We start from the raw sequence: 26,160 nt of genomic DNA, 5'->3' as shown, positions 1-26,160 counted from the left end.
AACATGATGCCGTTGTTCAGGGAAAGTCTACCGACGCCGTTAACGCAATCCGGGCATGGGGACCACAGCGCATGCTAGAATCGACCTCATCATTGGATGTACACCAGCAGCTTGTTTCACTGCTGGGAAATCCAAGCCCTGTTATCTTGGACATCGGCTGCAACGATGGAACCGACACAAAACGGTTTCTCGAGCTCTGCCCCGAGGCGCGGCTCTATTGTTTTGAGCCGGACCCCCGTGCGGTGGTCCGCTTTAAGAAGAATCTGCATCGGGATCTCGAAAGCGTCAGGCTCTTTGAGATTGCGATCAGCGATCGGAATGGACAGATTGAATTCCACCCCAGCAATGCAGATGCTGAGGTGAAAGACTGGGACCTCTCGGGTTCAATACGCCGGCCAAAGAATCACCTTACTGAGTATGAGTGGGTTCGATTTGATCAACCAATCTCAGTTGAAACTCGACGGCTGGATGACTGGGCCAGTGAAGCGAACGTAAACCAGCTCGACTTGATCTGGATGGACGTTCAGGGAGCGGAGTCCGATGTTATAGCTGGCGGCGGGCGGACCTTAAGCAATACGCGGTATATCTACACGGAGTATAGTGACCGCGAGCTTTACGAAGGGCAGCTATCCCTGCAAGCCATCCTTGAGCTCTTACCTTCATTCGAAGTGGTAAGGCTCTATCCCCGCGCAGTTGAGGGTGATGTATTGCTTAGGAATACTGGCTGTTAGCGCGTTTCCTTGGCGGCCAGGCAGCATCACGCGATCGCGTGATGCTGCCTGGCTATCGCATTATGCCGAAGTCTCAGTGATGCAGCCGCTGCTGCTGATCATGGACGCTAGTCCAAGGAGGTCAGTTTTAATGAAGCTATTCGCCCCGCTACTCGCGCTAGCGCTTGCAGAGTAGTTCGCACGAGATTATTTCTTTGATGAAATGTCTCGCGCTGGCAGTTCGCAATGAAGCGGAATGACCTGAAGGCCATGAGTTGTTGATCTCCACGAGAAGATCTCCGCTGCTCTAACCCAACGGATTACGGCGAAAAGGTCAGGCTCGATGAGCGGCTGCGGACTATGGGAGCGATCGGTAAGCTCACCCGGCTAACCCCTGAGCGTCGACCCTATCCGCCTTGTGCGGCCAAAGTATCGAAATCCAAAGAGCCCGCCGGAAACCTGGTCAGGGCGTGGGAAAATGCCCAGGTGGCTCGACCCGCAAGTTCGATCCGACCGAAAGTTGGGTGAGTTTATCATTGGCCGATCTGCGCGTAATTGTAGCCAAAAATCCTGACACGTCCGTCAGTAATGCTGATTTGATTGTATGCGACGATGCTTGCTTTGAGTCGTTCGCTGGGCAATTACGGCTTTCTTCACGCGTGTCTCGCAAAGGCTTGATAATCGGCCCTCCGCGTCCGCACTTGCCAGGCCACCAATAGCTAAACAAGAGCGGCAAACGCCGTCCGGCGAGGCCAGACAACCTAGGTTATAGACCTTTTCGACAATTCTCCTGCGAAAGCTATCGATGGCTTAAAGCTGGCTATATCAACGAGGTTAGCGGTTTCTGAGGTGCTATTGGATTGCGAGTACAGGTCCACATTTTGGACCGAGCAACCTAACGCCACGAGCTAAATAGCTACCGCGCGGCGGCTCAACATAGTCGACCCCATCGATCCAAAAGGAGATATCGTCGATCGCAAGCTGCGGATTAAAAGTCCACCCAGTCTGGACCGCTTTCACCACGGCGAAGGCCCCGCGTGATGAAAACGAGTCTGGGATGACGACATCGGCGTCTTGCTCGCATCTTGATAGAAGCTCAATAAGCTCTTTCACCTTCATTTCATGGCCTTAGGATCGCAGTTGCGAGGAGTATCCATCTATGACTTCTGTAGGATCTGTAAACCCCACGTCAAGCTGCAAGCGACCGATCGCGATCAAGCGCCGCCTCGACTTTTGAGTCCGAGCGTGGGGCCATCTCCATGCCCTGACGAAAAGCTCCACGCGGCACCGCGTTTGCGGATACCTGTCATGATTGATCCGTGGTCGGAATTGATCCGGCCAGCGCCCATCACACAAGCAAAGCTGGGCGAGAGGACAGGTGGCGCACTACGAGCAGGTAGGATTAGTTCCCGGCAAAGCTGACTCGTTTTTCTGGGCTGCCAAACAGCAGTACTTTGGGCGATCCGGACTTGAGTGAAGCAATATTGGTCTGCGGCTTCCGCGGCAGCATAATATTCCACGCGAGAAGGCTTGAATCGCACCCGGCGTCAAGTTGTAGAGTGGACAAGGGTAGTGTCAGCACAAACAACAAGGCGCTTCATGATGTCTTCGCTTGTCGCCCCGGAAAGGGCAATTGCTTTGGAAAGAGAGACTTCTCAATGACGCTGTTTCTAGTTCTGCTTCCGATTTTGTTTGTGGGTTTCGCGGCTGGGTACGGTATCCGTGCATGGCGTTCTCGAAAGAGGCGTGAGCGCTATCGTTTGCACACGGTCCACCTGCGGCCGACATCCCGCATTACAGAACGCCCGACTGAATTGTCGAAGCGCAGAGCGTTCTGATACTCATAACAACAGCGGAGTGTGGGAGAGCGTGCGTACTCGGCGGTTCATTGGACAACGCCGATGCGCGTCTTTCCGCAGCCGAATCATTTCTTATCGACCATACGCGATCATAGACGTATGGCGCTGATGCAAACAGCCGGTGGTTATAGCGTCCGATGAGTGCGGGTCCTTGATGCGACACCTCGTTCGCGAGCCTCGCGTCATCCACCTGCAGAGCCCCCGCCGAGTGAATCGGCGGGGGTTTTCTGAACGCCTCCGTCTTAAGACTGCATCGTCTGGGCCTCGGCAATCACCTGGACGCCATGCGCCGGGCCATCACTGGTCTTTGGGCAGGTGGAGTTTCTCCGTTCGGACGCATGCGTTGCTACTCAATTGAAGCCAGGTGTCCCCTTTTTCAGGGGGCAGGAAAGCAATATCCGGCGCGATGGTGCCCCGCATGAGCCGTGATGCGGGCGAAAGGAATGAAGCTGGCAAGCAGTGTCACAAGGAATGGAGCGCACCGCCGGAGAAGGCGGTGCGACGAATAATGCCCGTCCCTTTAGTCACCTGATTGACCTTCCCGCTACGGGCGCGAGGTCAAGTCAGGCGAACTTCTCAGCGTAAGCCCGGCATCTTGGGGGTGTCGATCGCAATTTCTTGAGCCGCAGAGCGACAGCCCGTTCGCTCCTCTCGAGCAGGATAGAAATTCTCTTCGGCGGCTCCTTGTTTGACGCGAGGTCGAGAAGTCGTCCGTCGTTTTCTTTGCACCATCGATGAGATCGGTTCCTAAGCATTGGCGACTTGTTGCCATTTCCATCCCGAGTGATCTAAGCCGAGGCAGGTTTGGCAGTTCCATTCAGATGGGGGAGGAGCGAATACTCTCCTATTTCGTGAAGCGCAGCCTTTGTTTTAGGCTGACCAGTCCCCGAGGCGACCAGCCCGCGGGAGGATGGTCTCGGCAGAGATATTGACCAAGGTCCGGTACGCGAGGCCTCCTGATCGCGGGTCGGAAGGGCGTCGAGGCTAATCAGTGTGGCAAATGTATGCCAGGTTCATGCACGCCCGGTGGCGGCGCTAGCCTGCTTATTTTTGTGAGTATGGCCTCGAGCTCGTTCACCGAAATGGCTTGAAGCTGCCGCAGCGTCAGGTTGTAAGCTTTGAAATCGATCGCGAGGCAAAGTGACTGGCTCGCCAATGGCGCAGCTACGTTCGTGGTGCAAATGAATGCTGATATGAAGGGCGCGGGCGTGGCAAAAACGCGATCTGGAGCATCTTACAGCTGCCGCGCGCTTCGTTGGATGTTGCCAGACAGCAGTCGGTGCGGCCTTTGTGGAGGCCAGAAGTGTCGCCGGACAGGCGGAAGGCCATAGGCTGCCAAAGCTCCAGTCTTTCACGTCGCTCGCATATGAGCACTTAATTTCCCGAACTTCCGTAAGCGTTACTATTACCGACAGGCTCAAGAGCACGTGATGGATCTCAAATTGATCATGGGCAAAGTCGCTAGCGGCGCCCCGTTGGATCACCAGGAAATGGCTTTGGCGATCGACATTATGATGTCGGGCCAGGCGACGCCCTCGCAGATGGGCGGGTTGCTGCTGGCGCTGAGGGTGCGCGGCGAGACAGTTGAAGAAATCACCGGTGCGGTTTCCGCGATGCGCAGCAAAATGCTGCGGGTCGATGCACCCGCCGATTCGATCGACATTGCGGGCACGGGCGGCGACGGTCTGGGCTCGTTCAACGTCTCGACATGTACCTCTTTCATCATCGCGGGCGCCGGCATTCCTGTCGCCAAGCATGGCAACCGCGCACTCTCCTCACGCTCGGGCTCGGCCGATGTACTGGCATCCCTGGGCGTGAAAATCGACTTGAAGCCAGAAGATGTCGCTCGCTGTGTCCGGGACGCCGGCATCGGGTTCATGTTTGCGCCGGACCACCATCCGGCGCTAAAAAGCGTTAGCGCAACCCGGGTCGAGCTCGCGACCCGCACAATCTTTAATCTCGTCGGGCCGCTCTGCAATCCCGCGGGGGTGAAGCGGCAGATGATTGGCGTGTTTTCGCGCAAGTGGGTGCAGCCTTTAGCGGAAGTCTGCAAAAGGCTCGGTGCGGAAGCGGCGTGGGTGGTGCATGGCTGCGATGGGCTTGACGAGATGACGCTCACCGGTCCCACCTTTGTCAGCGCCCTCGACAAAGGCCAAATTCGCACGTTCGAGGTGACGCCGGAAGAAGCTGGGCTCCCGCGTTACGGAAAGGAGAGGCTGAAGGGTGGGGACCCTCATACCAACGCGATTGCACTACGAAGCGTGCTCGAGGGCCTACCAGGCCCATATCGCGATGTTGCTCTCTTGAACGCGGCAGGGGCCTTTATAGTGGCCGGTCGGGCCACAACTTTGAAGGAAGGCGTCGCTATCGGGCGGGAGTCACTTGACAGTGGTGCCGCCGCAGCGCGCCTGAAGCATCTAGTCGCAGTCTCCAACGCCGAATAGACAAGATGGCTGAGCCCGACATTCTGACGAGAATTGAGATCTATAAGCGGGAAGAAATTGCAGCGGCAAGACGCGCGCTTTCGCGCGCCGAACTCGACGCGCGCGCACGGTACGCGCCATCCCCGCGAGGCTTTCTAAACGCAATTCGCAAAAAGCACGCATCTGGCGGCTATGCCCTGATCGCTGAAATCAAGAGAGCGTCGCCGTCGAAGGGGCTCATTCGCGCCGACTTCCATCCGCCTTCGCTCGCCAGATCGTATGAAGCAGGGGGCGCGGCTTGCCTTTCAGTTTTAACGGACAAACCCTCTTTTATGGGTCACCTTGACTTTATGGAGATGGCGCGCGCCGCCACAAACCTGCCGGTCTTGCGCAAGGATTTCATTTTCGACACTTACCAGGTGGTCGAGGCTCGCGCCCGTGGTGCCGACTGCATTCTGCTGATTATGGCAGCGCTGGACGACGAGGCTGCCCGCGACCTCGAGGCTGCGGCCTTAGCATACGGTATGGACGTGTTGATCGAAATCCATGATCGCTGCGAACTCGATCGCGCCCTGACACTTCGCTCGCAGATGATTGGTATCAATAACCGCAACCTACGCACGTTTGTGACAAATCTCAAGACAAGCGAAATGCTAGCACCAGTCATCCCGAAGGATCGACTGATTGTCAGCGAAAGCGGAATCTGTGCGTTCACTGATCTCGAGCGGCTCTCACGAGCCGGTATAGCAACCTTCCTTGTGGGCGAGAGCCTAATGCGGCAGACCGACGTAACGGCAGCAACCCGCGCGCTGATTTCAAATAAATCACGCTGGAGTCAGGGGGCGCATCAATGACACGCAAAGTCTCAAGCCGGTTACTTCGACACGCGCGCCGAGAGCCGCAAGCAAGACAATGCCCGCACGCAGCTAAGCCGAGAACTTGCACATCCCCACTAGGGGGATGCAAATCCTCGGTTGTCTTGCCACATGAGTGACATTCAATCAATCGAGGCGGCGGAGTTTCGCCAGGCCATGCGAAATCTGGCCAGCGGCGTTGCCATCGTGGCGACAGGAACGGCGCTCGCACGGCGTGGGTTAACGGTGAGTTCTATTGCCTCGATTTGCATAGAACCGCCCTGTTTGCTGGTGGGCATCAACATCAGTTCCGGGACACACGATGCGATACTTGCGAACGGCAGGTTTGGCGTGAGCCTCCTTGCTATTGATCATCAGGACATCGCTCTGCGATTCGCCGGCCGGGATGGCTCTAAAGGAGCCCAACGGTTCGACACGGCTCCCTGGGTCCAGGGGATTCTCGATGTACCTTTATTGCAAAGCGCAATATGCGCTCTCGAGTGCGTTTTACAGCACTACCAAGTCATCGGCACGCACGGAGTATTTATCGGCCGAACCGTGGCGGTCCGCTCAGGAGACAGCTATCCGCTTATCAACTGTCGCGGCGAACTTCGAACATTACCGCTCGGCTGAGCGTTTTGCTTTTCACTTCAAAACTGGCGGTCGCCCCCCAGCTGAAATGAAGCGCCGAAGGGGGGCTGCCGGCAGCGGGACGCAGAGCCTCATGTTCAGCCAGCGCCCGCGATGATTTCGGAGCGAATGATCATTGCCGTGGCCAATGAAGCATCCAGAGAGAGGTTCCCAAATGCGAGCTGACAAAGAAGGTAATTGGCACCCGCCTCCTCTAGATGGTTAAGAAGAGTGTGCCTGATCGAAGAGGCGGTCCCCGCGACGCACAGCTCACTCTCGATTGCTGCATCGAAAGTCAAGGGGAGGTTCGGTGGAGTGGGGATCTTGTTGCGCTCATAAAGAAACTTGAAGCTCTCGAGCCAACGATCGTAAGCCGGCGCAGCAAGTGCATAAGCATCTGCTTCAGTGTTGCCAACCACAACCATGCGGAGCAAGCCAAGAAACGGCGATTGACCATTCACATCTGGACGTACCTCTCGACGCGAGCGGTACGCATCAGTAATCCTCCGAACAGAGGATGCAGGTCCGATACTTGCGATGTTTGCGCCAATCTCAGCGGCCCAGCTTGCCGAGCCGGGTTGATTAACGGCGATCCATGTCGGCGGATGCGGTCGCTGATAAGGCGTTAGCGTCAATGGAACGTCGTCCAACCGGAAGTGATCCCCTTCGTAGCAGAGCGAGCCACCTCGCATGGCTTTGACAAGGATTTCGCTGGCCTCTGCATAACGGCCTGGTGCCGCCTCGGCGCTGACCCCGAAATAGCCCAATTCCACTGGAAGTGAACCGCGTCCGATGCCAAGCTCAAGTCGACCGCCGCTCAAATGGTCCAGCATACACGCCTCTTCGAAGGCCCTCAGCGGGTGATGAAGACTAAGCAGCATGACCATCGGACCGACGCGAAGCTGTGATGTGCGCTGTGCGACGCTCGACAAGAACAGATTTGGTGCGGGGCTTCTCCCATGCGGAGTGCAGTGGTGCTCTGCTAGATGATACGCATAGAATCCCAGTCGATCGCATGCCTCGGCAAGGAGGAGGCGATCGTTATACTGTTTGGCTACGTCATGACCGTCCGCGTCCAGGTGATCGAAGATGCCGAACGAAAGTGTTGAAGGGAAAGTACTTGTCACTCGATCACCTCATGTAGTGAAGCAGGATGGCCATTGGTTTGGGGTCAGTTTGGCGACGAAAGAATATCACTGACGGTTGAAAGAAGCGCATCCATTTGCCCTTCTGTGCCGATGCTAATGCGTATGAAATTCTCCAGACCGCTTTCGGGAAAGAACGCAACAAGCACGTTCTGTCTCTGCAGTGCGGCTTGCCACCACGCGCCGTCGTGTCCTTCGGGCACGCGAGCTAGCAGAAAGTTGGCGTGGGACGGCAATGCGGTAAATCCAAGTGCTGATAGCGCGACGCTTGTTCGCTCTCTTTCACGCACGACATATTGATGGTTCTCCTCGAACGCGTCTCGATGCTCGATGATGCTCATGCCGACCGCATGACCAATCACGTTCATGTTAAAGAGGTTCTGCATGGTACGAAGCCTGCCGACAAGCTCGGGATGACCGAAGCCAAAACCAATGCGGAGGCCGGCCGTGGCATAACTTTTCGAGAACGTGCGCAGGAGCAGAACATTTGAATAGCGGTTGACGAGCCGTAGTCCATTGTCCGGCGCAAAGTCGACATACGCTTCGTCAAGGACGATCAGTCGATCAGATTGCGCTACGAGCCTTTCGATTTCGGCGATCGCAATAAACGTTCCCGTCGGATTGTTCGGATTGGCTAGCACGATAAATTTGGCATCGCGAACGGGGCCGGAAAGCAGTTGCTGCGTCGGCAAGGAGTGATCCTGACCCCACCCAATCTCCAGAAATTGGGCCTCGTGCAACATCGCGAGCTTGCGGTTGAACGAAAATCCGGGCGACATCATCGCTACGGCGTCACCTGGAGCGAGGAACGCTTTGTAGATGATGCCGAGAAGTTCGGACGATCCGTTCCCCGCGATCACCTGTTCGGCGGAAAGCCCGTAAGCAGAGGCGGCAGCCTCTCTTAAGCCTACATTGTCATCTTCCGGGTATAAATAATGCCGCTCAAACGCTGCAATCGCGCTTTTCTTGACAACTGGCGGCAGTGGAAACGGGTTCTCATTCATGTTGAGTTTGACGCAAGTTGCGTCAAGCGCGGGGAGAGCAGGTGGCGGAACGTCTAACTGCTTTGCCACGTGCGAAAGAGATGAGAGTGCGCTTAGCAGCCTTGCGTCTGACATGTGGTCGCTCCGTCGAAGGGAATGGGTTTTGAGCATGGCTATCATCCTATCTGGGTGAACACTCCGGGACATGCGCATGAGCTTGCGCGTCAGCAGGCCGACCTTGTCTCGCCAGAGCCGGTCAGCGCGGAGCTTAACCCGATTTTAGAGTCCGATCCGAACAGTTGCACGAAACCAAACGCAAAACTGAAACTTGCATAGGGTGTGTCATGCGTTGCGAACGGTGCACCAGTCGGATGTGTGCTCTCTGATGATCACGCAGAGAAGGGCGCCCAACTCGGGTGCTGTTTAACTGCTGTGAGCAGTCATGGCCAAGTTCGGGAATCTCGGCGATACCGCGCGGTAAGCTATTGGCATAGACCTCAGCCACACCTGTTCGGCGATGGCTGCTCGCAAGAATGTCGGTCTGGAGCCTGGTCACGCCTCGAACGAAGGGGCATTGCCGTTGTTCTCCAGCAGGCACACGCAGGTAATTGCGCGCGTCTTGCCGGAGCTGATCGGGGGGCGTGACGGATGGTCGCGGCGCAAACATTTGCGTTTGAGACATTCACAATCCTCGTTCGCGAGCTGTCGAAGGCCCCGATGCCTCCCCAGTTTTGGTAGTTTACAACTTGACCTTACGTTCGTTTCAAGACCTTTCGATCATGATCGGAAAATGTCTCATTCCTTACAACGAAATCCGATCTCGATGTGGGCGAGCTGGATTGCAAAACCAAAAATAATCGCAGAAGTCAGCGCGGCTGAGCATGCTGCTCGTAAATGTCAGCGGGGGTCAAAGTCGCATTGAATACGGCAAATCACCGTTCAAGGCATTGCTCGAGGTTGGCATCGTTGTTGCACCAATGCAGCCGAAGCAGGCAGGTGGCCCCGCAGCCTGGCAACGTGGCGCGAGCGGGAAGGCAGTGCGATTGAAGAGAAGTTGTCATGAAGTATTTGCAGGACGAAAAGGACGTAAGAGACACCGAAACTCTACTATGTCGGCTCGGCCGTGCGCCGGCAGAACATGCTGGGATGGTGAATGTGCCGATCTATCGCGGATCTACCATCATATCGGAGACCTTAGAGGAATGGGACATCCGGAACAAAGACAATCCCAGCTACGGTCGCTTCGGTACGCCCCTGTCGCGTGCCCTGGAGACCGCGATCTGTAAGTTAGAGGGCGGCTACCGTTCGATTCTTTTCCCATCCGGGCAATCGGCTTGTAGTCACTCGCTGCTTGCGTGCTTGAAGGCGGGCGATTCGGTTCTGATCAGCGATGGCGTCTACGCGCCTGTGAGAGCCTTCGCGGACAATGTTCTTGCCAGGCTGCAAATCAAGGCGGAGTATTTCTGTCCGACCAAGCCGTCAGAATTGGCTGCGAAAATCAGCGCAAAGACACGCGCCGTCTACTTGGAATCGCCCTCGTCCATGACGTTCGAAGTGCAAGATGTACCGGCGCTCGCGGCGATCGCACATCTGTCGGACGCACTTGTGATCATGGACAACACCTGGGCGACTCCTCTGTATTTCCGGCCGTTCGAGCATGGGGTCGACATTTCGGTCCAGGCTGCGACGAAATATATCGTTGGCCATTCCGATGCGTTTCTTGGCGTTGCCACTGCGAACGAAGCGGCATGGCACGCGCTAAAGTCAACTGCGCAGCATTTCGGCGAAATAGGCGCACCGGATGATATTTATCTCGCCCTCCGGGGAATTCGTACTCTAGGTCTGCGTATGAGGCGGCATTGGGAAAATGGCCTTGTCCTGGCGCAGAATCTGCAAACTCATCCAGCCGTCGACAGGGTGCTCCACCCGGCTCTTCCCAACGATCCGGGCCATGTCATTTGGAAGAGGGACTTCCTGGGCGCCGGCGGACTCTTTGGAGTTGTTCTGAAGCCCATGTCGCCGCCGCAACTTTCGGTTCTGTTCAATAGCCTGCGTCTCTTTGGGATTGGGCTGTCGTGGGGCGGGTACGAAAGTCTCGCGTTGCTCGTCGAGCCGCCGAAACGAATGGAGGGGGCGCTTCCTTTTCCAGGCCCGTTGCTTCGCATACACGCGGGAATGGAAAGTCCGACCGAGCTGATCGCAGACTTGCATAGCGCACTGAACGCCGCCTGCGAAGTTGCAGATGACACTATCGTGCCCCCGGAAACGAGTGAGCTCGTCAGTCAATGTCAAATAGTCAGTTAGTCTTCGTGCGGCGCTAACGATCGTTCGCCGGCCCCTCGTGGTATAGGTGGTATACGAGATGCAATGCGCATTGCACGCGATAGGACGGTATTGACGTTCGGTAGCGATTCAGTCGTTCTCGGAATGACTTTCGGCGCGCGTGTAAGCTACCAGATCCAGCCAAGCCCTCGCGGCGGGCGACAGACAAGCATCGCGCCGCCAGATCTTGCAATTTGCCAGTCTGTATCAGCTTCGTGGAGCGGTACCCAAGCGAGCGAACGATGCGTGCGTTGCTCAGCAATTATCCTTGTCAGAAAGGCGGCGCCCATGCCCGCCGCAGCAGGCTCGATGATGAAATCAACCTGGTTGGTGCGCGCTACGACCCGCGGTTCAAAGCCGTGCCGTCGGCATGCGTCCATAACCACGCGGTTCAATGCAAACCCGGTTTCGAAGAGAATGAACGGAATCACGCGCAATGTCGAAAGGTCAAGGGATTGACACTGCGAAAAACTAATGGTCAATCGGTTAGCAGAACAGCAAGGGGCTCAGGCTTGACCTCATTGCCATTCAAAAGCTTCCGATACGGGAAGAACGAGGTGGCAAGTTCGACCTCGCCTGATAGCAAAATCTGCTCCAGTCGCTCGCTTCCGTACTCCACGAGCGGATCTCGACGCCTGGATAACGTTGCGGCAGATCGCAAATAGCTTCGCGAAGAGTATGCCACTCTCAACTGGTGGCAAACCGAGCCTGAGAATGCCGCATTTGAGGCTGCGCAGCTCGTTGAGTTCGGATACTAGATCGTCCCGTTCAATCAGAATCCTGATTGCACGGCGGTAAACAATTTCGCCGGCAGCGGAAAGTTTGATGTGTTGGCCGATCCGGTCAAGTAGGGGGCACACCGATCTCATGTTCCAACTGCTTGACCGCCTTGCTGACCGTAGACTGGGTCGCGAACACGAATCTGACGGCCTTGGAGAACCCGCCCTGCCGTACGACCTCGACGAAGGCGCGTAGTTTCGGAAGCTCCATGTGAATTCCGAAGCCGAATAGACTTTGTTCGATCAATTCATTCGCTGCGCTAACGGCGGTTCTCTACGTGAGTCATCGCCGAGAGCAATCTCTGCACCGGCCTGCCCGGACATCGCCACTCTGCAGGCCGAAAATCTATTCCTGTTTTCGCTCGTTTGGAGTGATTCTCTGTCTTTGGCCGGTGGTATTACATGCTGATCCTGCTCTTGCAGTTTGCGGGATCAATGTGAGTCGCGCACTTTTCTGCACGATGTTGATCAGTCGCAGCGTGGTACGAATGTTTGAGCCGATTTACGACCGCGGTCACTTCAGTGTGCGCTACTAACAGCATTCGGTCGAATGCAATCGGTATTGCGGTGCTTCTAACCGAACTCTTGCGGATCGTCTCTTTCTCAAGCCAACCATGGCCGTCGGATCGGACCACGCCGTGCGTTGGCGCAAAACCCTGAAACGGCGATACGACGTTGACGTAGGTCGAACAGAGCCATTCCCGTGTATGCAGCCTTGTGTTCCAGGCAGCGATAAAGCGTTGCCTTAGCGCGTCGGAGGCGCGGCTCAGACTTCGGGCTCGTTCATCACGAGCTGCCCGATTGCGTGTGAGCAGGGTCAGAAAGTTCGAACCAATTTGGAAGAACACGCGACAATTCGCGATCTCCGTCCAAGCTGGCGGGCAGAAGGAGTTCGCCATGAGTTCGAGGCTCCGCGCGCTTGGTTGCGCAGTCAAAATCCAGTCGACATTGCATTTTGCCCGCATCGATCACGCCAGTGCGATCCCCGCCGAAGCGCGCAGCAAGTCGCCATGCTCATGCCCGACGCACCGCAGGTCGGTCTTCTTTTCGCCCCAACCCTTTGCAAGGAGCCGAGCCGCCGGCGCGATTTTCGATAGGAGAGACGGTGGAAGTTTTGCAGGTACGAAGTGGGGTCTTCGATCCAGAAGACCTTTCACTATTGGGAAAGATCTACGATGAAGTGGTGGCGGCGATACCTGCAAGCATGCGAACTCCCGTCAATCGAACAGAGATTGCCAAGCTTGTACTTGGACGTACAGCCGCTAGTAAGGCCCAATTGGTTCTCTTCCGAAGGCTGATGGTGGCGATTGCGTCAGCCGCCTAGTCCCGCGGCGCTAGAATGCTTCTTCTTCGATACACCGTGTCGACTTTATCCGGCGCTATGGCAGTAGAGTGGTTGCTTGTATCATGCATGTCACCCAGCCTGAGTAGCCGCTCCAGGAAAGTCGAGGTTCGATATTGCCGGCGGAAAGTTGGCAACACGAGCACCAGGTGGTGGAAACCCCTTGAACCTCACGTGACGTTAGGTTGTAGGTTTGAAAAAGAGAAACATGACCAGACCTACTGTACTCAGGCGTCGGTGGCGACGCATCGGTGAACTTGCGGAGGCGACCGGCGTGACGGTGCGCGCCTTGCGTCACTATGAGCATACGGGATTGCTCAGAGCGTCGCAGCGCACGGGCGGCGGTCACCGAATTTATGACTCTGAAAGCGTCAGAAGAGTTTATCACATTCTCGCGCTTCGCGAGCTTGGGTTCTCTTTGCAAGAGATCAGGAAAGCGATGGAGGGCAGGTGCTCGCTTCCAAACTTGTTGAGTGAACAATTGGAGCGGGCGGAGATTCAGGTCGCGCGAGCAACCAAGTTGCGCGATCGTTTGCGCAACATTACGAAGAACGCCGAATCGGACGTGAGTGTAGAGGAACTGCCTACTCGCCTGGACGCGATGTCGCAGGAAGGCTGCGGACATGCCCGCCGGCGGGCGCGCGCCCCAGATGATGCTGATCGATAGGCGCGTAAGAAAGAACAAACGAGCGATGCGGAAGATCTTCTGTGCGGCAGTTGATGTCGCTACAGAGGCGGGCCTTCAGGCCACAGCATAAGGGCAAAACCATAGTCAGAGACGTCAAATGGCATTCTTTAGCAAGATCTCGGTTGCCGGCGCTGCGGTCCTCGCTTCTGTATTGATCTCGGCCGCGTCCGCTGACGATGTCTATATTGCAGTGGCGGGCCCCATGACGGGAAGCAACGCCGCGGTTGGTGAGCAGATGCGGTATGGTGTCAGTGCGGCGGTGGCCGATTTGAATTCTTCCGGAGTGCTTCTCGATACAAAGATCAAATTGATCGTTGCCGACGACGCCTGCGATCCGAAGCAAGCCGTTGCAGTCGCGAATCGATTGGTGGCGGACCAGGTCAGGTTGGTCGTTGGTCACTATTGTTCCTCTTCCTCCATTCCTGCCTCCGACGTTTACGCTGAAGCCGCAACTATCCAGATTTCGCCTGGATCAACTAATCCTCAGTTGACCGAGCGGGGCCTCAAGACCGTTTTTCGGATCTGCGGCCGTGACGACCAGCAAGGCGTCGTCGCCGCTAACTATATCTTGCGGCACTATTCCAAGAGCAAGATTGCCATCCTTGATGACAAGAGCACTGCCGGGAAGGGCATCGCCGATATCGTTGCATCTCGTCTTCACGATGCGGGCCTGCAGGACCTGATGCGGCAAAGCTATATGGCCGGCGAGAAAGATTACTCGGCCCTGGTGTCGAGGCTGAAGAGAGAAGGAATTCAGATTGCCTATATCGGCGGCTACCACACGGAAATCGGCTTGATTGTACGGCAAGCCGCGGACGCACAAGCCGGGCTTACCGTCATGGCTAATGATCCTCTGATGACAGGCGAGTTTTGGGCGATTGCGAACAGCGCCGCAAACGGCACTCTGTTCACATTTATGCCCGACGCCACCAAAAGGCCCGATGCGGCCGACGTCGTCGCTCGCTTGAAAGCATCAAATAGGTCGGCCGAGGGCTATACACTTTACGCCTATGCCGCCGTGCAAGCATGGGCCGACGCGGCGAAGCGTGCTGGCTCGTTCAACGCTCTGCGCGTGGCGAAAGCCCTTCGGGCGCACGAGGTTGACACCGTGGTCGGCCAAGTTCGTTTCGATGCAAAAGGCGACAATGCGTCTCCCGGCTTCGTAGTAAATCGCTGGCGTGACAACACGATCGAGATGGTCGAGTAGCATCGACGACGAAAGGCGGTCTATGCACGTGGGGCGTCACATGACCTGATCAATCGTTCGCCCAATGCCTTGTGTGGAGGGCAAGATGGGGTCTAAGGCTAACGAACGCTCGAAAGAGAGGATGCGGCAGCGAGATGGATCAGTGCGGCGAGCGCGGAACGGCCGAGACTGACCTTGCGGAATCGCTCGATACGGCAAGCTGCTTTGCCTGACCATTGTCTTCAACAGCACTTCTCGGAGAAGCGAGCGCGCGAGTGGCGGTCGTCATTTTGAGTCATCTGAAGCCGCGTCTGTAGCTGACGAAGAGGAGTTCGATCGATGGCCTACGAGAGATTTAGAACCAACAGGGGTCAGGCGCGCTGCTTCCTCTATCAAAACCTCGCGCATCCAAATGCTCGCTGGATCTGTATTGTGGACCGAGGGCCACTGGAGCGCCTCGGTGAAACCAGGAAGCGGTAGCGGAAGGCTGTTGGTTCGCAGTGGCATCGTCTTTGCGAAGTACTTCACAAGCGTCGAGGGCATCGTGGCAATTCGGTTGGTGCCCACGAGCATATGCGGGATCATGCCAAAGCTCTGCACGACGACCTCGACCCGTCTCTTCAGGCCGTGCTCCTTCATGTACCAATCATCTATGGAGGGCACTCGGGAACGCCCGAACTTCACCGCAACGTGCCCCATCGACATGTATCGCTCGAATGTAAGCTGTCGAGACAGCTGCTTATTCGAACGGCAACCGACGCACACGACGCTTTCCTCAAAGAGCACCGCTCTGGGATGTGTGTGCGACATGTATACCTCGGGCACTATAAGGAAATCGATTTCTGCGCGTTCAATCGGCTGATCGAACGGGTCCGCATGAGGCATGAACTCGAATCTGATGCCGGGGGCCTCTCGCGCGACACGCTCAACCACGTTTCGGAGTAGTACGATCGTGGCAAAGTCGGACACGCAGATCTTGAAGCGACGATTCGACTCGCTCGGCTTGAACGTATTGCCCGACATAATGGAGAACTGGATGTGAAGCAGAGCCTCCCGAGTTGGAGCGGCGAGCGCTTCCGCACGTGGAGTAGGGATAAGTTCGCGCCCCCTCATCGTAAAGAGCTCGTCACGGAAATACGTGCGCAGCCGGCCAACTGCAGCGCTCATGGCCGGTTGACTCAAGTTGATGCTGCGCGCTGCCGCCGTGAGGTTTCGCTCGGTCATCAAAGCATCGAGCGCGACAAGAAGATTTAGATCAAGGCCCCGAAAGCGCATTGTCACCTATCCGCAGTGTGGATGTTTTTCATCCAAACAATCGATTTACCAGTTCGCGCGGCGCCAGTTAGGAAGCTGTCAGACTTTAAGAACATGGTAGGTTTTGGAGAAGCGGAGCGTGGCGCGGCATATCGCAAAGATTGGCGATGGGATTTCGTACGCAGCCGAGCGCAGCTTAGCTCGACGATCGTCATCTTTTTGTCTTCGAAGGCATCGCATCGCTTCCAATGGTAACTATTCGTGCGGAGGATCTGCGAGCGCTGATGTAGCGATCCATCAAGCTCTTCTTGAGAAGATCACTCAAGGGCACGAAAGTCCTCGCGTGCGTCATAGTCCCTGCCAGAGGTTGAGCCGGGCGAATCCAGCCGCGACTAGGGTTGTCCCGTTCCGTTTTCCTTACACGCAAGCAGCATTTTCGCTGTGCAAGCTGGGAAGGGTGCTGCTTGGCGAAGCGCAGTTGGGACGCCTTCGCAACACAATCCGTCGCGAGGTAAGTTCTACATCACGGTCGTGTTTTATTGCAACCGCATGCCGCCCAATAGCGCGTGCAGGAGCGCGGTTTAAACCATCGTATAGCCGCTACATACGCTTCTATGGAAGGCGTCTACCCCGATATGATTGGGTAGGTGCATGGCCCTCCGCTACCTTGCGGGGACCGGAAAATCATCGCGCAGAATGGACGTCTAGGCGCAATGGCAACAAACTAGGATGCAGAGCAGTAGATGACGCAATTGTTGTAACAGCACCGACCGCTACTCGCCTGAAGGAGACGACGGCAACAGTTAGCTGCGGCACGCAGAGCATCCGGAGTATTCAGAGCACGCCCGTTCGCCGCGACAACTCAAGCGCCGACAATAAGTCAACATCATCCAAAGTCGCTGACGCCACCATGGAACGAGCAACGTCACGCTGCTCGTCGCTAGGCTCGTGCGTGCCCCAGGAACACTGCAAGAAGCAGGAGAAACTTTCATGCGCCCTCAGATCAAGTGGAGGACGTGTTGGGAAAATGACTTACAACTCGCCGACCACGCCGAGATATCCGAGTTCTTTCGCAATGCCTACGGGCCGACAGGGGCGTTTAATGCAAAGCCCTTTGAAGGCATTCGAAGCTGGGCGGGCGCGAGACCTGAGCTCCGTGTCATCGGATACGATGAACGCGGCGTGGCGGCCCATATCGGAGGGCTGCGCCGGTATATCAAGGTCGGCGAAGTCGACCTCCTGGTGGCTGAACTCGGATTGTACGCAGTGCGTCCGGACCTCGAGGGGCTCGGAATTTCCCATTCCATGCGCGTGATGTTTCCTGTGCTGCAGCAGCTTGGTGTTCCCTTCGGCTTCGGTACGGTTCGACATGAACTCAAAGAGCATATCTCAAGGCTACTCGGCCGCCCGGGTTTGGCGACGATTGTTCCGGGCGTTCGCGTTCGCTCCACTCTTCCGGATATCTATCCCAACTTGCCGCCGACTCGCGTCGATGAAGCTCTCCTCGTCGTATTCCCTATAGCGCGGCCGATGAGCGAGTGGCCGACGGGCACATTCATCGAGCGAAATGGGCCAGAGCTGTGAAAGACGCCAATTGCTCCTTCGAAGCGCAGACCAGGCGCGCCATGGATACCCGCAGCGTGCATTTGACGTTTGATGACGGACCGAATCCATACTGCACGCCTGATATTCTCGATGTATTGGCGGAATACCGCGCGCCGGCCACCTTCTGCGTCCTTGGCACGTATGCGGCGAATGAGCCGAGTCTAATTCGACGGATGATTGCGGAGGGGCACGAGGTGGCTAACCACACGATGACACATCCGGATCTATCCAGCTGCGAACCAGACGAAGTGCAATACCAAATCCTAGCGGCAAGTCGGGCTATCAGATGCGCATGCCCGCAGGCGGCGGTGCGACGCGTGCGTGCGCCTTATGGCATTTGGACAGAAGAAGTGCTCGCGCTGTCGGCGAAGGCGCAACTAGCCGCTCTGTACTGGTCAGTAGATCCACGGGACTGGTCCTGCCCGGGCGTCGATGCGATCGTCGACGCGGTACTAGCATCTGTTCGCCCCGGCGCGATTGTGCTCCTGCACGATGGATGCCCTCCCGATGAGTTGAGGCGGGGCATTCATGCCGGTCTACGCAGCCAGACCCTGAAGGCGCTTTCCCAACTCATTCCAGCACTGCGTGAGCGTGGATTTGCGATTAGCCCGCTTCCCCAACTTCACTGAACAAAATTGAGCCCAATGAACCTGCTTGCCACAACCAGCACTGTAGTCGTATCGTCTTACGCGCTGCTCTCCGCAGTCTACAAGACCGTGCAGGCTTTCCACGCCTCTCCGTCACACGCGCCGTCGATTCCAACACATGCAATTCGTCCCGAAGCCATGCCGAGCGTGGATGTGATCGTGCCATGCTTCAACGAGAACCCGCAGACGCTTTCGGCGTGTCTAGAGTCGATCGCAAGCCAAGATTACGCGGGGCAGCTCCATGTCTATGTGGTTGATGACGGTTCGTCAAATCGCGAGGACGTGGCGTATGTTCATCAAGACTTTGCGCGTGACTCGCGGTTCAATTTCATTCTCCTGCAAAAGAATGTCGGAAAGCGGAAGGCGCAGATTGCCGCAATTCGCCGCTCTTCAGGAGATCTTGTACTCAATGTCGACTCGGACACGATACTCGCGACCGATATGGTCGGGAAGCTTGCGCTGAGAATGCAAGACACCGACGTCGGTGCTGCCATGGGGCAATTAACAGCGAGCAACCGGAACGCCACTTGGTTAACTTCCTTGATCGACATGGAGTACTGGCTGGCGTGCAACGAAGAGCGTGCAGCTCAAGCGCGTTTCGGCGCGGTCATGTGCTGCTGTGGCCCATGTGCGATGTACCGGCGATCGGCGCTCGCTTTGCTGCTGGATCAGTACGAGGCGCAATATTTTCGAGGAAAGCCAAGTGATTTCGGCGAGGATCGCCACCTCACGATCCTCATGTTGAAAGCGGGATTTCGGACTGAGTACGTTCCTGACGCCTACGCTGCAACGGTCGTTCCAGATAAGTTGACCCCGTATCTGCGCCAACAGCTGCGCTGGGCGCGGAGCACTTTCCGAGACACGCTGCTTGCGTTGCGGCTTCTGCCAGGTCTCGATCCATACCTGACATTAGATGTTATCGGGCAAAACGTAGGCCCCCTTCTTCTGGCCCTTTCAGTTGTAACGGGTATCGCTCAACTCGCATTCACGTGCACGGTGCCATGGTGGACGTGTGTGATGATCGCATCAATGACAATGGTACGATGCAGCGTCGCGGCCTTTCGTGCTCGCCAATTACGATTTCTCGCCTTTTCCCTCCACACTCCCATCAATATCTTTATGCTACTTCCGGTCAAAGCATATGCCTTGTGTACCTTAAGCAACAGCGATTGGCTCTCACGAAAATCGACGAAGGCGACGGTGTCTGGCGGGGAACAGTCGCTCAAGCAGAGCCAAGAGTCTCAACCAGACGCTGCCTGGCTCTCGGGACCGACTGCGCCGGTTTGCAAGCGCGATGGTTTGCGTCGACCTTCTGGTAGTGACGCGGCCGCCCTAGCAGCGGCCAGCGATCGTGCGGACTAAGGAGCGGCTGGCCATGAAGCTGGATGAGAATTACCAATTGTTAGAGCGCGAACTGGCTGCCGGGGATCCGTGGCGACTGGACGGAAATCCGTTCGAGCGAGAGCGCCACGCGCAAATGCTGCGGCTTTCGCTTTTGGATGGTTTTGTCATGAATGCGCTCGAAGTCGGATGCGCAGCTGGCGCCTTCACGGAAAAGCTCGCGCCCCACTGCGAACGACTTACAGTTATCGACGTCGTACCGCGAGCGATCGATCGGGCGAGCCTACGGACGAAGCAATGGTCCCACATCACATGGATTGTCTCTGACATCGAACAGTTCTCGAGGGCAGAGCAGTTCGATTTGATCGTGGTGGCGGAAGTTCTCTACTATCTCCGCGATGTCGGCGAGATGCGTGCGGCCGTCGACAATCTGCTGCGAATGCTCGCGCCTGGTGGTCATCTGGTTTTCGGATCGGCGCGTGATGCCACCTGCCAAGGCTGGGGGCATGTCGCCGGCGCGGAAACGATCATCGCAATGTTGAGCGAAACATTGGTCGAGGTCGAGCGGGTGCAATGCCAAGGGCAATCGACCAACGAAGACTGCTTGCTGGCTCGTTTCCGGAATTCGAATTCACCCTCCCTTCTACTCCAAGATCCATCTTAAGCATTGAGGCACTATGCGCATCTGTGGCATCAAGCTGACGCATGACGGGTCCGTCGCTCTTGTAGAGGATGGACGCCTAGTCTTTTGCATCGAGCAGGAGAAACGCGAAAACAATCGGCGGTATCAAACCATCGAGAATCTCGACGCGGTTGTGCTTGCTTTGGCGGAGCACGGGCTGGATCCCCGCGACATTGATCAGTTCGTCATTGACGGCTGGGACGGCGAGACCGAATCGGAATTCCAGGTCTTGAGTGGGGCCGATCTGCTCACACTCAAAGGTGCGCCCTATGTTGAACGTCCCGAGGGGCTCCTCTCTGCTCACGAGAGGCTTGGCCTTGTGCTCAACGGGAAGAGTTTCTCTTACCGAAGCTATGCACACGTCACAGGCCATGTTGCCTCCGCATACTGCACTAGCCCGTTTGCGAAAGCTGGGGAACCCGCCTTCTGCCTGGTGTGGGACGGCTGCATCTTTCCGCGTCTCTATTATGTAGACGCCAGTGGCGGCCGCTTCCTGGAATCCTTATTCCCGATGATAGGCCACGCCTATGCTGTTGCGGGCCACCACTTCGGGCCGTACCAGCAACCGAACCGGAAGAATTGGGACCTTGGCGTCGCGGGCAAGCTGATGGCCTATATCGGCCTGGGGGCGCCTGATGAAGACATCGTAACGGTGTTTAAGGACGGCTATGAGAAGCACTTTGCGGCGAACACGGAGGCTGCTCGGCGTTACCGTGCAAACATTAATGACGCCGAGGCGTCACTTGCCGCTACGCACGACTACTTCGGAGAATGCGCCCTTCGATTAGACGGTAAGCGAGCCGAAAACATTCTTGCATCGTTTCACGTTTTCCTTGAGCGTCTGCTCGTGAACGAAATGGGCCTTGCTCTGCTGCGGCATTCTAATTTTCACGGACCGCGCAATCTTTGCGTAGCGGGTGGCTGTGGCCTTAACATCAAATGGAACAGTGCGTTACGTGCGTCCGGCTTGTTCGAAGGCGTATGGGTGCCGCCTTTTCCGAATGACAGTGGCTCAGCAATCGGGGCCGCTTGTTCGGCAATGGTGGCGGACAAGGGTTTCGTGCCGCTGGAATGGTCGGTCTATAGCGGGCCGTCCCTCACCAGCGGCGATACATCAGCGGAATGGGGGGCCACGCCGTGCAACATCAGCGAGCTTGCCGCGCTGCTCGCAACCAATAAGCCCGTGGTGTTCCTGGCCGGTCGCGCCGAACTCGGACCGCGCGCCTTGGGGGGCAGAAGCATTCTTGCTGCGGCGACCTCGCCAGCCATGAAGGACTATCTCAACGACATCAAAATTCGCGAGCATTTCCGACCGGTCGCCCCGATATGTCTGGAAGACCGAGCGCCGGAGATTTTCGATCCTGGAACGCCGGACCCTTATATGCTCTTCGACCATCAGACGCGGCCAGAATGGCGAGACAAGATCCCGGCCGTTGTGCACCTTGACGGATCTGCACGATTGCAGACCGTTGGCAGAACATCGGGGCATAAGGTTGCTGAGTTGCTCATTGAATATGAGAAACTCACAGGCATCCCGCTGCTTTGCAATACAAGCGCCAACCATCATGGACGTGGCTTTTTCCCCGATGTCGCAGCCGCCTGCGAATGGGGACGCATCGAACAGATCTGGTGCGATGGTCTGCTGTGGAGCAGAACACCAGCAACAGAAGCGTCGTTATCTGATCGACCAGCCGAGATGGACGCATGTCGAGCGTAGCGATCGACCTTGCCGCTGTACACAAATCGTATCGCGGCAAAGTCGCTGTCAACGGGCTAACGTTCAGTGTTGCGGCGGGAGAGTGCTTCGGTCTGCTTGGACCGAACGGCGCGGGCAAAAGCACCATCGTGCGTATGATCCTCGGCATGGTGCCGCCGGACTCTGGCAAGATCGCGGTGCTCGGCAAGCAAGTGCCGGTACAGGCCCGCCTGGCACGCGCAGGCGTGGGCGTGGTCCCGCAGTTTGACAATCTCGAGAACGAGTTCACCGTACGCGAGAACTTACTGGTGTTCGGGCGCTATTTCGGTTTAAGCGCGCGTGAAATCGAGGCGGTTACTCCATCACTGCTCGATTTTGCCCGCCTCGAGATCAAAGCGAATACGCGCGTTTCCGAGTTATCAGGCGGCATGAAGCGGCGGTTGGTGCTGGCACGTGCGCTGATCAACGATCCGCAACTGCTCGTGATGGACGAGCCTACGACCGGGCTCGACCCGCATGCCCGCCACTTGATTTGGGAACGACTACGATCGCTACTTGCGCGTGGCAAGACGATCCTGCTGACCACTCACTTTATGGAAGAGGCTGAGCGGTTGTGCGACAGGCTGTGCGTGCTTGAAGAAGGACGCAAGATCGCCGAAGGCGAGCCTCACGCGCTGATCAACGAACAGATTGGCTGTGACGTCATGGAGATCTATGGCGGAAATCCGCAGGAATCCATTGAGCTGATCAGGCCCTACGCACAACGCATCGAGCAGAGCGGCGAGACTATTTTTTGCTATGCACCAGATCTGGAGCAGGTGCGTAAGCAGTTGCGGGGGCGGGCGGGTTTGCGCCTTCTGGAGCGTCCGCCGAATCTCGAGGATGTGTTCTTGCGACTTACCGGACGCGAGATAGAGATATGATGAGAATGACTTATAGCGCTGCCATGCCGGCCAATGCGGCTAACTGGGTCGCAGTATGGCGTCGCAACTATTTGGCATGGAGGAAGATTGCGCTTGCATCGCTTCTTGGCAATCTCGCCGATCCAATGACCAATCTACTTGGTCTTGGCTTTGGCCTCGGGCTGATTGTCGGCCGCGTGAACGGGACTTCATATATCGATTTCCTGGTCGGGGGCATGGTTGCGACCAGCGCGATGACTTCCGCAAGCTTCGAAACCATTTACGCCACATTCGCCCGCATGCACACCCAACGAACCTGGGAGGCAATGCTGTGCACACAGCTCACGCTCGGCGACATCCTGCTTGGTGAAGTGGCATGGGCAGCCAGCAAGGCCGTGCTGGCTGGCACAGGAATTACGATCGTTGCCGCGGGAATGGGTTATGCGGCATGGCCCTCCATGCTCTATGCGCTACCCGCAATCGCTCTCACGGGGTTCGTCTTCGCGAGCTTGGCGATGGTGATCGTGTCGCTAGCGCCTAGCTACGACTATTTCGTATTCTACCAAACGCTCGTCCTTACACCCATGGTGTTCCTGTGCGGCGCGGTATTCCCGATCAGCCAGTTGCCAGCCGCCTTCCAGATCGTAGCAGGCATGTTACCCCTGGAGCATTCGATTGAGCTCATTCGTCCGGCGATGCTTGGCCGGCCGGCCGCCAGCGTCGGGATCCATATTGGCGCACTCTGCATTTACGCGGTCTTGCCGTTCTTGCTGTCGGTTGCGCTTCTTCTCCGGCGCCTCATGCGCTGAGCGGGGCGTGGCGAATCTGATGAACGCGAGAGCCCGAACTTTGGAGATCCGGCAAGGTCGTATTTCGCTTAGGGTGTCCATGTCGGGCTGGTGCATGTAGCAGAGAGCGGCTGTGAGGCGCTGGTACCAACTGAGTCTTCTTACAATAAACGGAGAGTATGATGCTGTGTCTCGGCGTGAGCGGCGGACTAGATCGGGTTTATGAATGTCGACCCGAGCTTCCAAGCACATTTCTGCACGACGGCGCCGCGGTGCTCGTGCGCGACGGCCGTGTGATAGCGGCCGTCGAAGAAGAGCGACTCAACCGAGTCAAACATTCTAATAAATTTCCGAGCCAGTCCATCCAATACTGCCTGGAAGCTGCAGGTGTTGAACTGAAAGACGTCGATCGGATCGCGTTCTATGCGACCGAGGCCTACTGCAATGCTATGCTGGAGCGCTTGTTTGTTTCGCAGCCGTCGGACGCTATTCCTATGGATGCCAGGCTTTTGCTGAGGACGATGCTGGGGCAAGAGTTCGGCATCGAAGTTGATCCGTCCCGCATCTCGTTCGTAAGTCATCACCAGGCGCACGCTGTTAGTGCGTTTGCAATGTCTGGATTTGAGCAAAGTCTGGTGCTTGCAATCGACGGCGGTGGTGATTTTCTTTCTGGTCTAGTAGCCATCGGGTCCGGAACCGAAGTTAACCTACTCCAGAGTTTCCCGGAGAGTAACTCATTGGGGTTGTTTTATCTCGAGACGATCCGGTATCTCGGCTATAGCTTGTTCGATGAGTACAAGGTCATGGGACTTGCTCCTTATGGTGACCCCGCGCCCTATCGCAATCTCTTTGAGCAGTTCTACAAGCTTTCTGAGAACGGGGGCTACCGGCTCTACCTGGATCGCATCGGTCCTGCGTTGGTCCGCAATATTCAGGTCCGGCGAAAAGGAATGCCATTCACCCAACAGCATCGCGATGTCAGCGCTTCGTTGCAGGAAGCGCTTGAGCGGATCGTGTTCCACATACTTAAACATTATCGAGAAGCCACAGGCATGAATCGGCTGTGCTTGGCTGGCGGAGTGGCCCACAACTGTACCGTGAATGGTAAGCTACTTTATTCAGGGCTCTTCGACGACATTTTCGTGCAGCCGGCGGCCCACGACGCCGGCTGCGCACTAGGCGCCGCACTGATGGCGTCTCACGAGGGTGGTCGACCCGCGCCGCGCGAGCGGCTCCAGGATGTCTATTGGGGTCCCGATCTCGGTACCGAGCATGCCGTTGAACAGGAACTGAATGCGTGGGCCGGGCACCTCGACATTGAGCGCTGCGATGATGTGTCGGGCAGAGCCGCCGATTGGATGGCAAGCGGTGCAGTGATCGGCTGGGTGCAGGGTCGATCGGAGTTCGGACCACGTGCCCTGGGTAACCGCAGTATTCTCGCCGATCCCCGACCTGCAGCTAACAAGGACCGCATAAACGCGATGGTCAAGAAGCGCGAGGGCTACCGACCATTTGCGCCTTCCGTGTTGGAGGAGGATGCACCAGAATATTTCGATCTCCCGGCCAGTGGAACGGAATTTCCGTTCATGAACTTCGTAGTTCGCGTGCGCGATTCCAAGCGCGACTCGCTGGGCGCCATTACGCATGTTGATGGCACTGCACGGCTACAGACAGTGTCGCGCAAGTCAAATCCGACCTACTGGAGCCTTATCGACGAGTTCAAAAAGCGGACGGGCATTCCGGTTCTGCTCAATACCTCGTTTAACAATAACGCCGAACCGATCGTAGATTCGGTTGCAGACGCCGTCGCCACATTTCTGACCACCGAGCTCGATGCCCTTGTAGTTGGTCCGTTTCTAGTCAAAAAGCGGGCGGTAACGCTAGAGGATTGGACTTCGCTCGCGGTTTCATTGCCGCCTTATGTATCTCTGTATCGCGTCCGCGCTCATACAGCACGGGATCGGCAAGAGACGGTATGCGAGATCCGCACCGCGTTTTCTGGCGGCGGGACAGTGCGTATCTCAGGAGTGTTGTTCGATCTGCTGATGCGGATCAAGGGCGAAGCTGTCCTCCGCGACCTCTTCGATTCGATGATGATGGACCACGCCGAGCGCGAAACTCTCGTCGAAGAACTGAGGGGCCTGTGGGAGCACCGCCGCGTCCGCCTACATCCTCCTTCAAGCGCCATTCACTTGAAGAGTGAGTCCCATCAGATGACAGAGCAAGCTTAAAGCGGGCTCAATATAGTGGAGAACCTCGCAGTATAGTCTTCAGGGCTCAAAGGAGAGCGTATTCCGGCAATACGCCTCCCAGGCGAGAGGAGC

Annotated in this window: 20 protein-coding genes and 1 pseudogene; 17 read left to right on the top strand and 4 right to left on the bottom strand. The window is 56.8% G+C overall.

Features of this window, described 5'->3' with window-relative positions:
- Window positions 1-71: 71 nt before the first annotated feature.
- The 5 genes from SE91_RS26030 to SE91_RS26015 all read left to right on the top strand — a co-directional run bounded on the left by SE91_RS26030 (window position 72) and on the right by SE91_RS26015 (window position 6,479).
- The gene (locus SE91_RS26030) at window positions 72-731 is read left to right on the top strand and encodes an FkbM family methyltransferase (protein WP_061849660.1); all 660 of its coding nucleotides are present in this window, start codon (window positions 72-74) and stop codon (window positions 729-731) included.
- 397 nt (window positions 732-1,128) lie between these two features.
- The gene (locus tag SE91_RS35565) at window positions 1,129-1,284 is read left to right on the top strand and encodes an H-NS histone family protein (RefSeq protein ID WP_245318530.1); all 156 of its coding nucleotides are present in this window, start codon (window positions 1,129-1,131) and stop codon (window positions 1,282-1,284) included.
- 2,712 nt (window positions 1,285-3,996) lie between these two features.
- Window positions 3,997-5,013 carry an anthranilate phosphoribosyltransferase gene (trpD, locus tag SE91_RS26025; protein WP_061849659.1) on the top strand — a complete coding sequence of 339 codons (1,017 nt, stop codon included), beginning with the start codon at window positions 3,997-3,999 and terminating at the stop codon, window positions 5,011-5,013.
- 5 nt (window positions 5,014-5,018) lie between these two features.
- Window positions 5,019-5,846, top strand: a complete 828-nt coding sequence (trpC, locus tag SE91_RS26020; RefSeq protein ID WP_061849658.1) for an indole-3-glycerol phosphate synthase TrpC — start codon at window positions 5,019-5,021, stop codon at window positions 5,844-5,846.
- Window positions 5,847-5,978: 132 nt separating this feature from the next.
- Window positions 5,979-6,479 (top strand): flavin reductase family protein, encoded by a 501-nt coding sequence (locus SE91_RS26015; RefSeq protein WP_061849657.1) that lies wholly within the window; start codon window positions 5,979-5,981, stop codon window positions 6,477-6,479.
- A gap of 95 nt (window positions 6,480-6,574) precedes the next feature.
- Here the strand turns inward: SE91_RS26015 and SE91_RS26010 are convergent, their stop codons facing one another.
- Together SE91_RS26010 and SE91_RS26005 are read right to left on the bottom strand one after the other, a co-directional pair.
- Entirely contained in the window at window positions 6,575-7,603 is a 1,029-nt protein-coding gene (locus SE91_RS26010; RefSeq protein WP_061849656.1) for an LLM class flavin-dependent oxidoreductase, read from the bottom strand.
- 44 nt (window positions 7,604-7,647) lie between these two features.
- Window positions 7,648-8,739: a pyridoxal phosphate-dependent aminotransferase gene (locus tag SE91_RS26005; protein WP_061849655.1), complete on the bottom strand. Its 1,092-nt coding sequence runs from the start codon at window positions 8,737-8,739 to the stop codon at window positions 7,648-7,650.
- A gap of 924 nt (window positions 8,740-9,663) precedes the next feature.
- Here SE91_RS26005 and metC point away from each other — a divergent pair.
- Window positions 9,664-10,908: a cystathionine beta-lyase gene (gene metC, locus SE91_RS26000; RefSeq protein WP_082813810.1), complete on the top strand. Its 1,245-nt coding sequence runs from the start codon at window positions 9,664-9,666 to the stop codon at window positions 10,906-10,908.
- A gap of 108 nt (window positions 10,909-11,016) precedes the next feature.
- Here the strand turns inward: metC and SE91_RS38290 are convergent.
- Window positions 11,017-11,916: pseudogene (locus SE91_RS38290) on the bottom strand (LysR family transcriptional regulator).
- Window positions 11,917-12,810: 894 nt separating this feature from the next.
- Here SE91_RS38290 and SE91_RS37255 point away from each other — a divergent pair.
- The 3 genes from SE91_RS37255 to SE91_RS25985 all read left to right on the top strand — a co-directional run bounded on the left by SE91_RS37255 (window position 12,811) and on the right by SE91_RS25985 (window position 14,942).
- Window positions 12,811-13,029 carry a hypothetical protein gene (locus SE91_RS37255; protein ID WP_245318527.1) on the top strand — a complete coding sequence of 73 codons (219 nt, stop codon included), beginning with the start codon at window positions 12,811-12,813 and terminating at the stop codon, window positions 13,027-13,029.
- 226 nt (window positions 13,030-13,255) lie between these two features.
- Window positions 13,256-13,714, top strand: a complete 459-nt coding sequence (locus tag SE91_RS25990; protein ID WP_082813809.1) for a MerR family transcriptional regulator — start codon at window positions 13,256-13,258, stop codon at window positions 13,712-13,714.
- Between the two features lie 118 nt (window positions 13,715-13,832).
- Entirely contained in the window at window positions 13,833-14,942 is a 1,110-nt protein-coding gene (locus tag SE91_RS25985; protein WP_082813808.1) for a branched-chain amino acid ABC transporter substrate-binding protein, read from the top strand.
- 264 nt (window positions 14,943-15,206) lie between these two features.
- Here SE91_RS25985 and SE91_RS25980 read toward each other — a convergent pair whose 3' ends face one another.
- Complete coding sequence (locus SE91_RS25980; RefSeq protein WP_082813925.1) at window positions 15,207-16,196, bottom strand: LysR family transcriptional regulator; 990 nt, start codon at window positions 16,194-16,196, stop codon at window positions 15,207-15,209.
- A gap of 969 nt (window positions 16,197-17,165) precedes the next feature.
- Here SE91_RS25980 and SE91_RS25975 point away from each other — a divergent pair.
- The 8 genes from SE91_RS25975 (at window position 17,166) to SE91_RS25940 (ending at window position 26,067) form a co-directional block, all read left to right on the top strand.
- A complete protein-coding gene (locus SE91_RS25975) occupies window positions 17,166-17,759 on the top strand; it encodes a NodA family N-acyltransferase (protein ID WP_061849654.1) in 594 nt (197 codons plus the stop codon).
- Window positions 17,760-17,800: 41 nt separating this feature from the next.
- On the top strand, window positions 17,801-18,409 hold the full coding sequence (gene nodB, locus SE91_RS25970) for a chitooligosaccharide deacetylase NodB (RefSeq protein WP_061851321.1): 609 nt from the start codon (window positions 17,801-17,803) through the stop codon (window positions 18,407-18,409).
- A gap of 15 nt (window positions 18,410-18,424) precedes the next feature.
- On the top strand, window positions 18,425-19,789 hold the full coding sequence (nodC, locus tag SE91_RS25965) for a chitooligosaccharide synthase NodC (RefSeq protein ID WP_061849653.1): 1,365 nt from the start codon (window positions 18,425-18,427) through the stop codon (window positions 19,787-19,789).
- Window positions 19,790-19,802: 13 nt separating this feature from the next.
- The gene (gene nodS / locus SE91_RS25960) at window positions 19,803-20,432 is read left to right on the top strand and encodes a nodulation methyltransferase NodS (RefSeq protein WP_061849652.1); all 630 of its coding nucleotides are present in this window, start codon (window positions 19,803-19,805) and stop codon (window positions 20,430-20,432) included.
- Between the two features lie 13 nt (window positions 20,433-20,445).
- Window positions 20,446-22,167, top strand: a complete 1,722-nt coding sequence (gene nodU, locus SE91_RS25955) for a nodulation protein NodU (protein WP_061849651.1) — start codon at window positions 20,446-20,448, stop codon at window positions 22,165-22,167.
- Entirely contained in the window at window positions 22,155-23,069 is a 915-nt protein-coding gene (gene nodI, locus SE91_RS25950) for a nodulation factor ABC transporter ATP-binding protein NodI (protein ID WP_061849650.1), read from the top strand. Before nodU ends, nodI begins: the two co-directional genes overlap by 13 nt.
- Window positions 23,069-23,857, top strand: a complete 789-nt coding sequence (locus tag SE91_RS25945; protein WP_061851320.1) for an ABC transporter permease — start codon at window positions 23,069-23,071, stop codon at window positions 23,855-23,857. Before nodI ends, SE91_RS25945 begins: the two co-directional genes overlap by 1 nt.
- A 161-nt stretch (window positions 23,858-24,018) precedes the next feature.
- Window positions 24,019-26,067, top strand: coding sequence for a carbamoyltransferase family protein (locus SE91_RS25940; protein WP_061851319.1), 2,049 nt, complete (start codon window positions 24,019-24,021; stop codon window positions 26,065-26,067).
- The last annotated feature ends 93 nt before the right edge of the window (window positions 26,068-26,160 follow it).

Source organism: Bradyrhizobium sp. DOA1 (assembly GCF_001593325.1).
In the GTDB taxonomy this organism is placed as follows: Bacteria; Pseudomonadota; Alphaproteobacteria; order Rhizobiales; family Xanthobacteraceae; genus Bradyrhizobium.
Note: the sequence above shows the minus strand (reverse complement) of the source record. Positions and strands in the feature narration are given on the sequence as shown.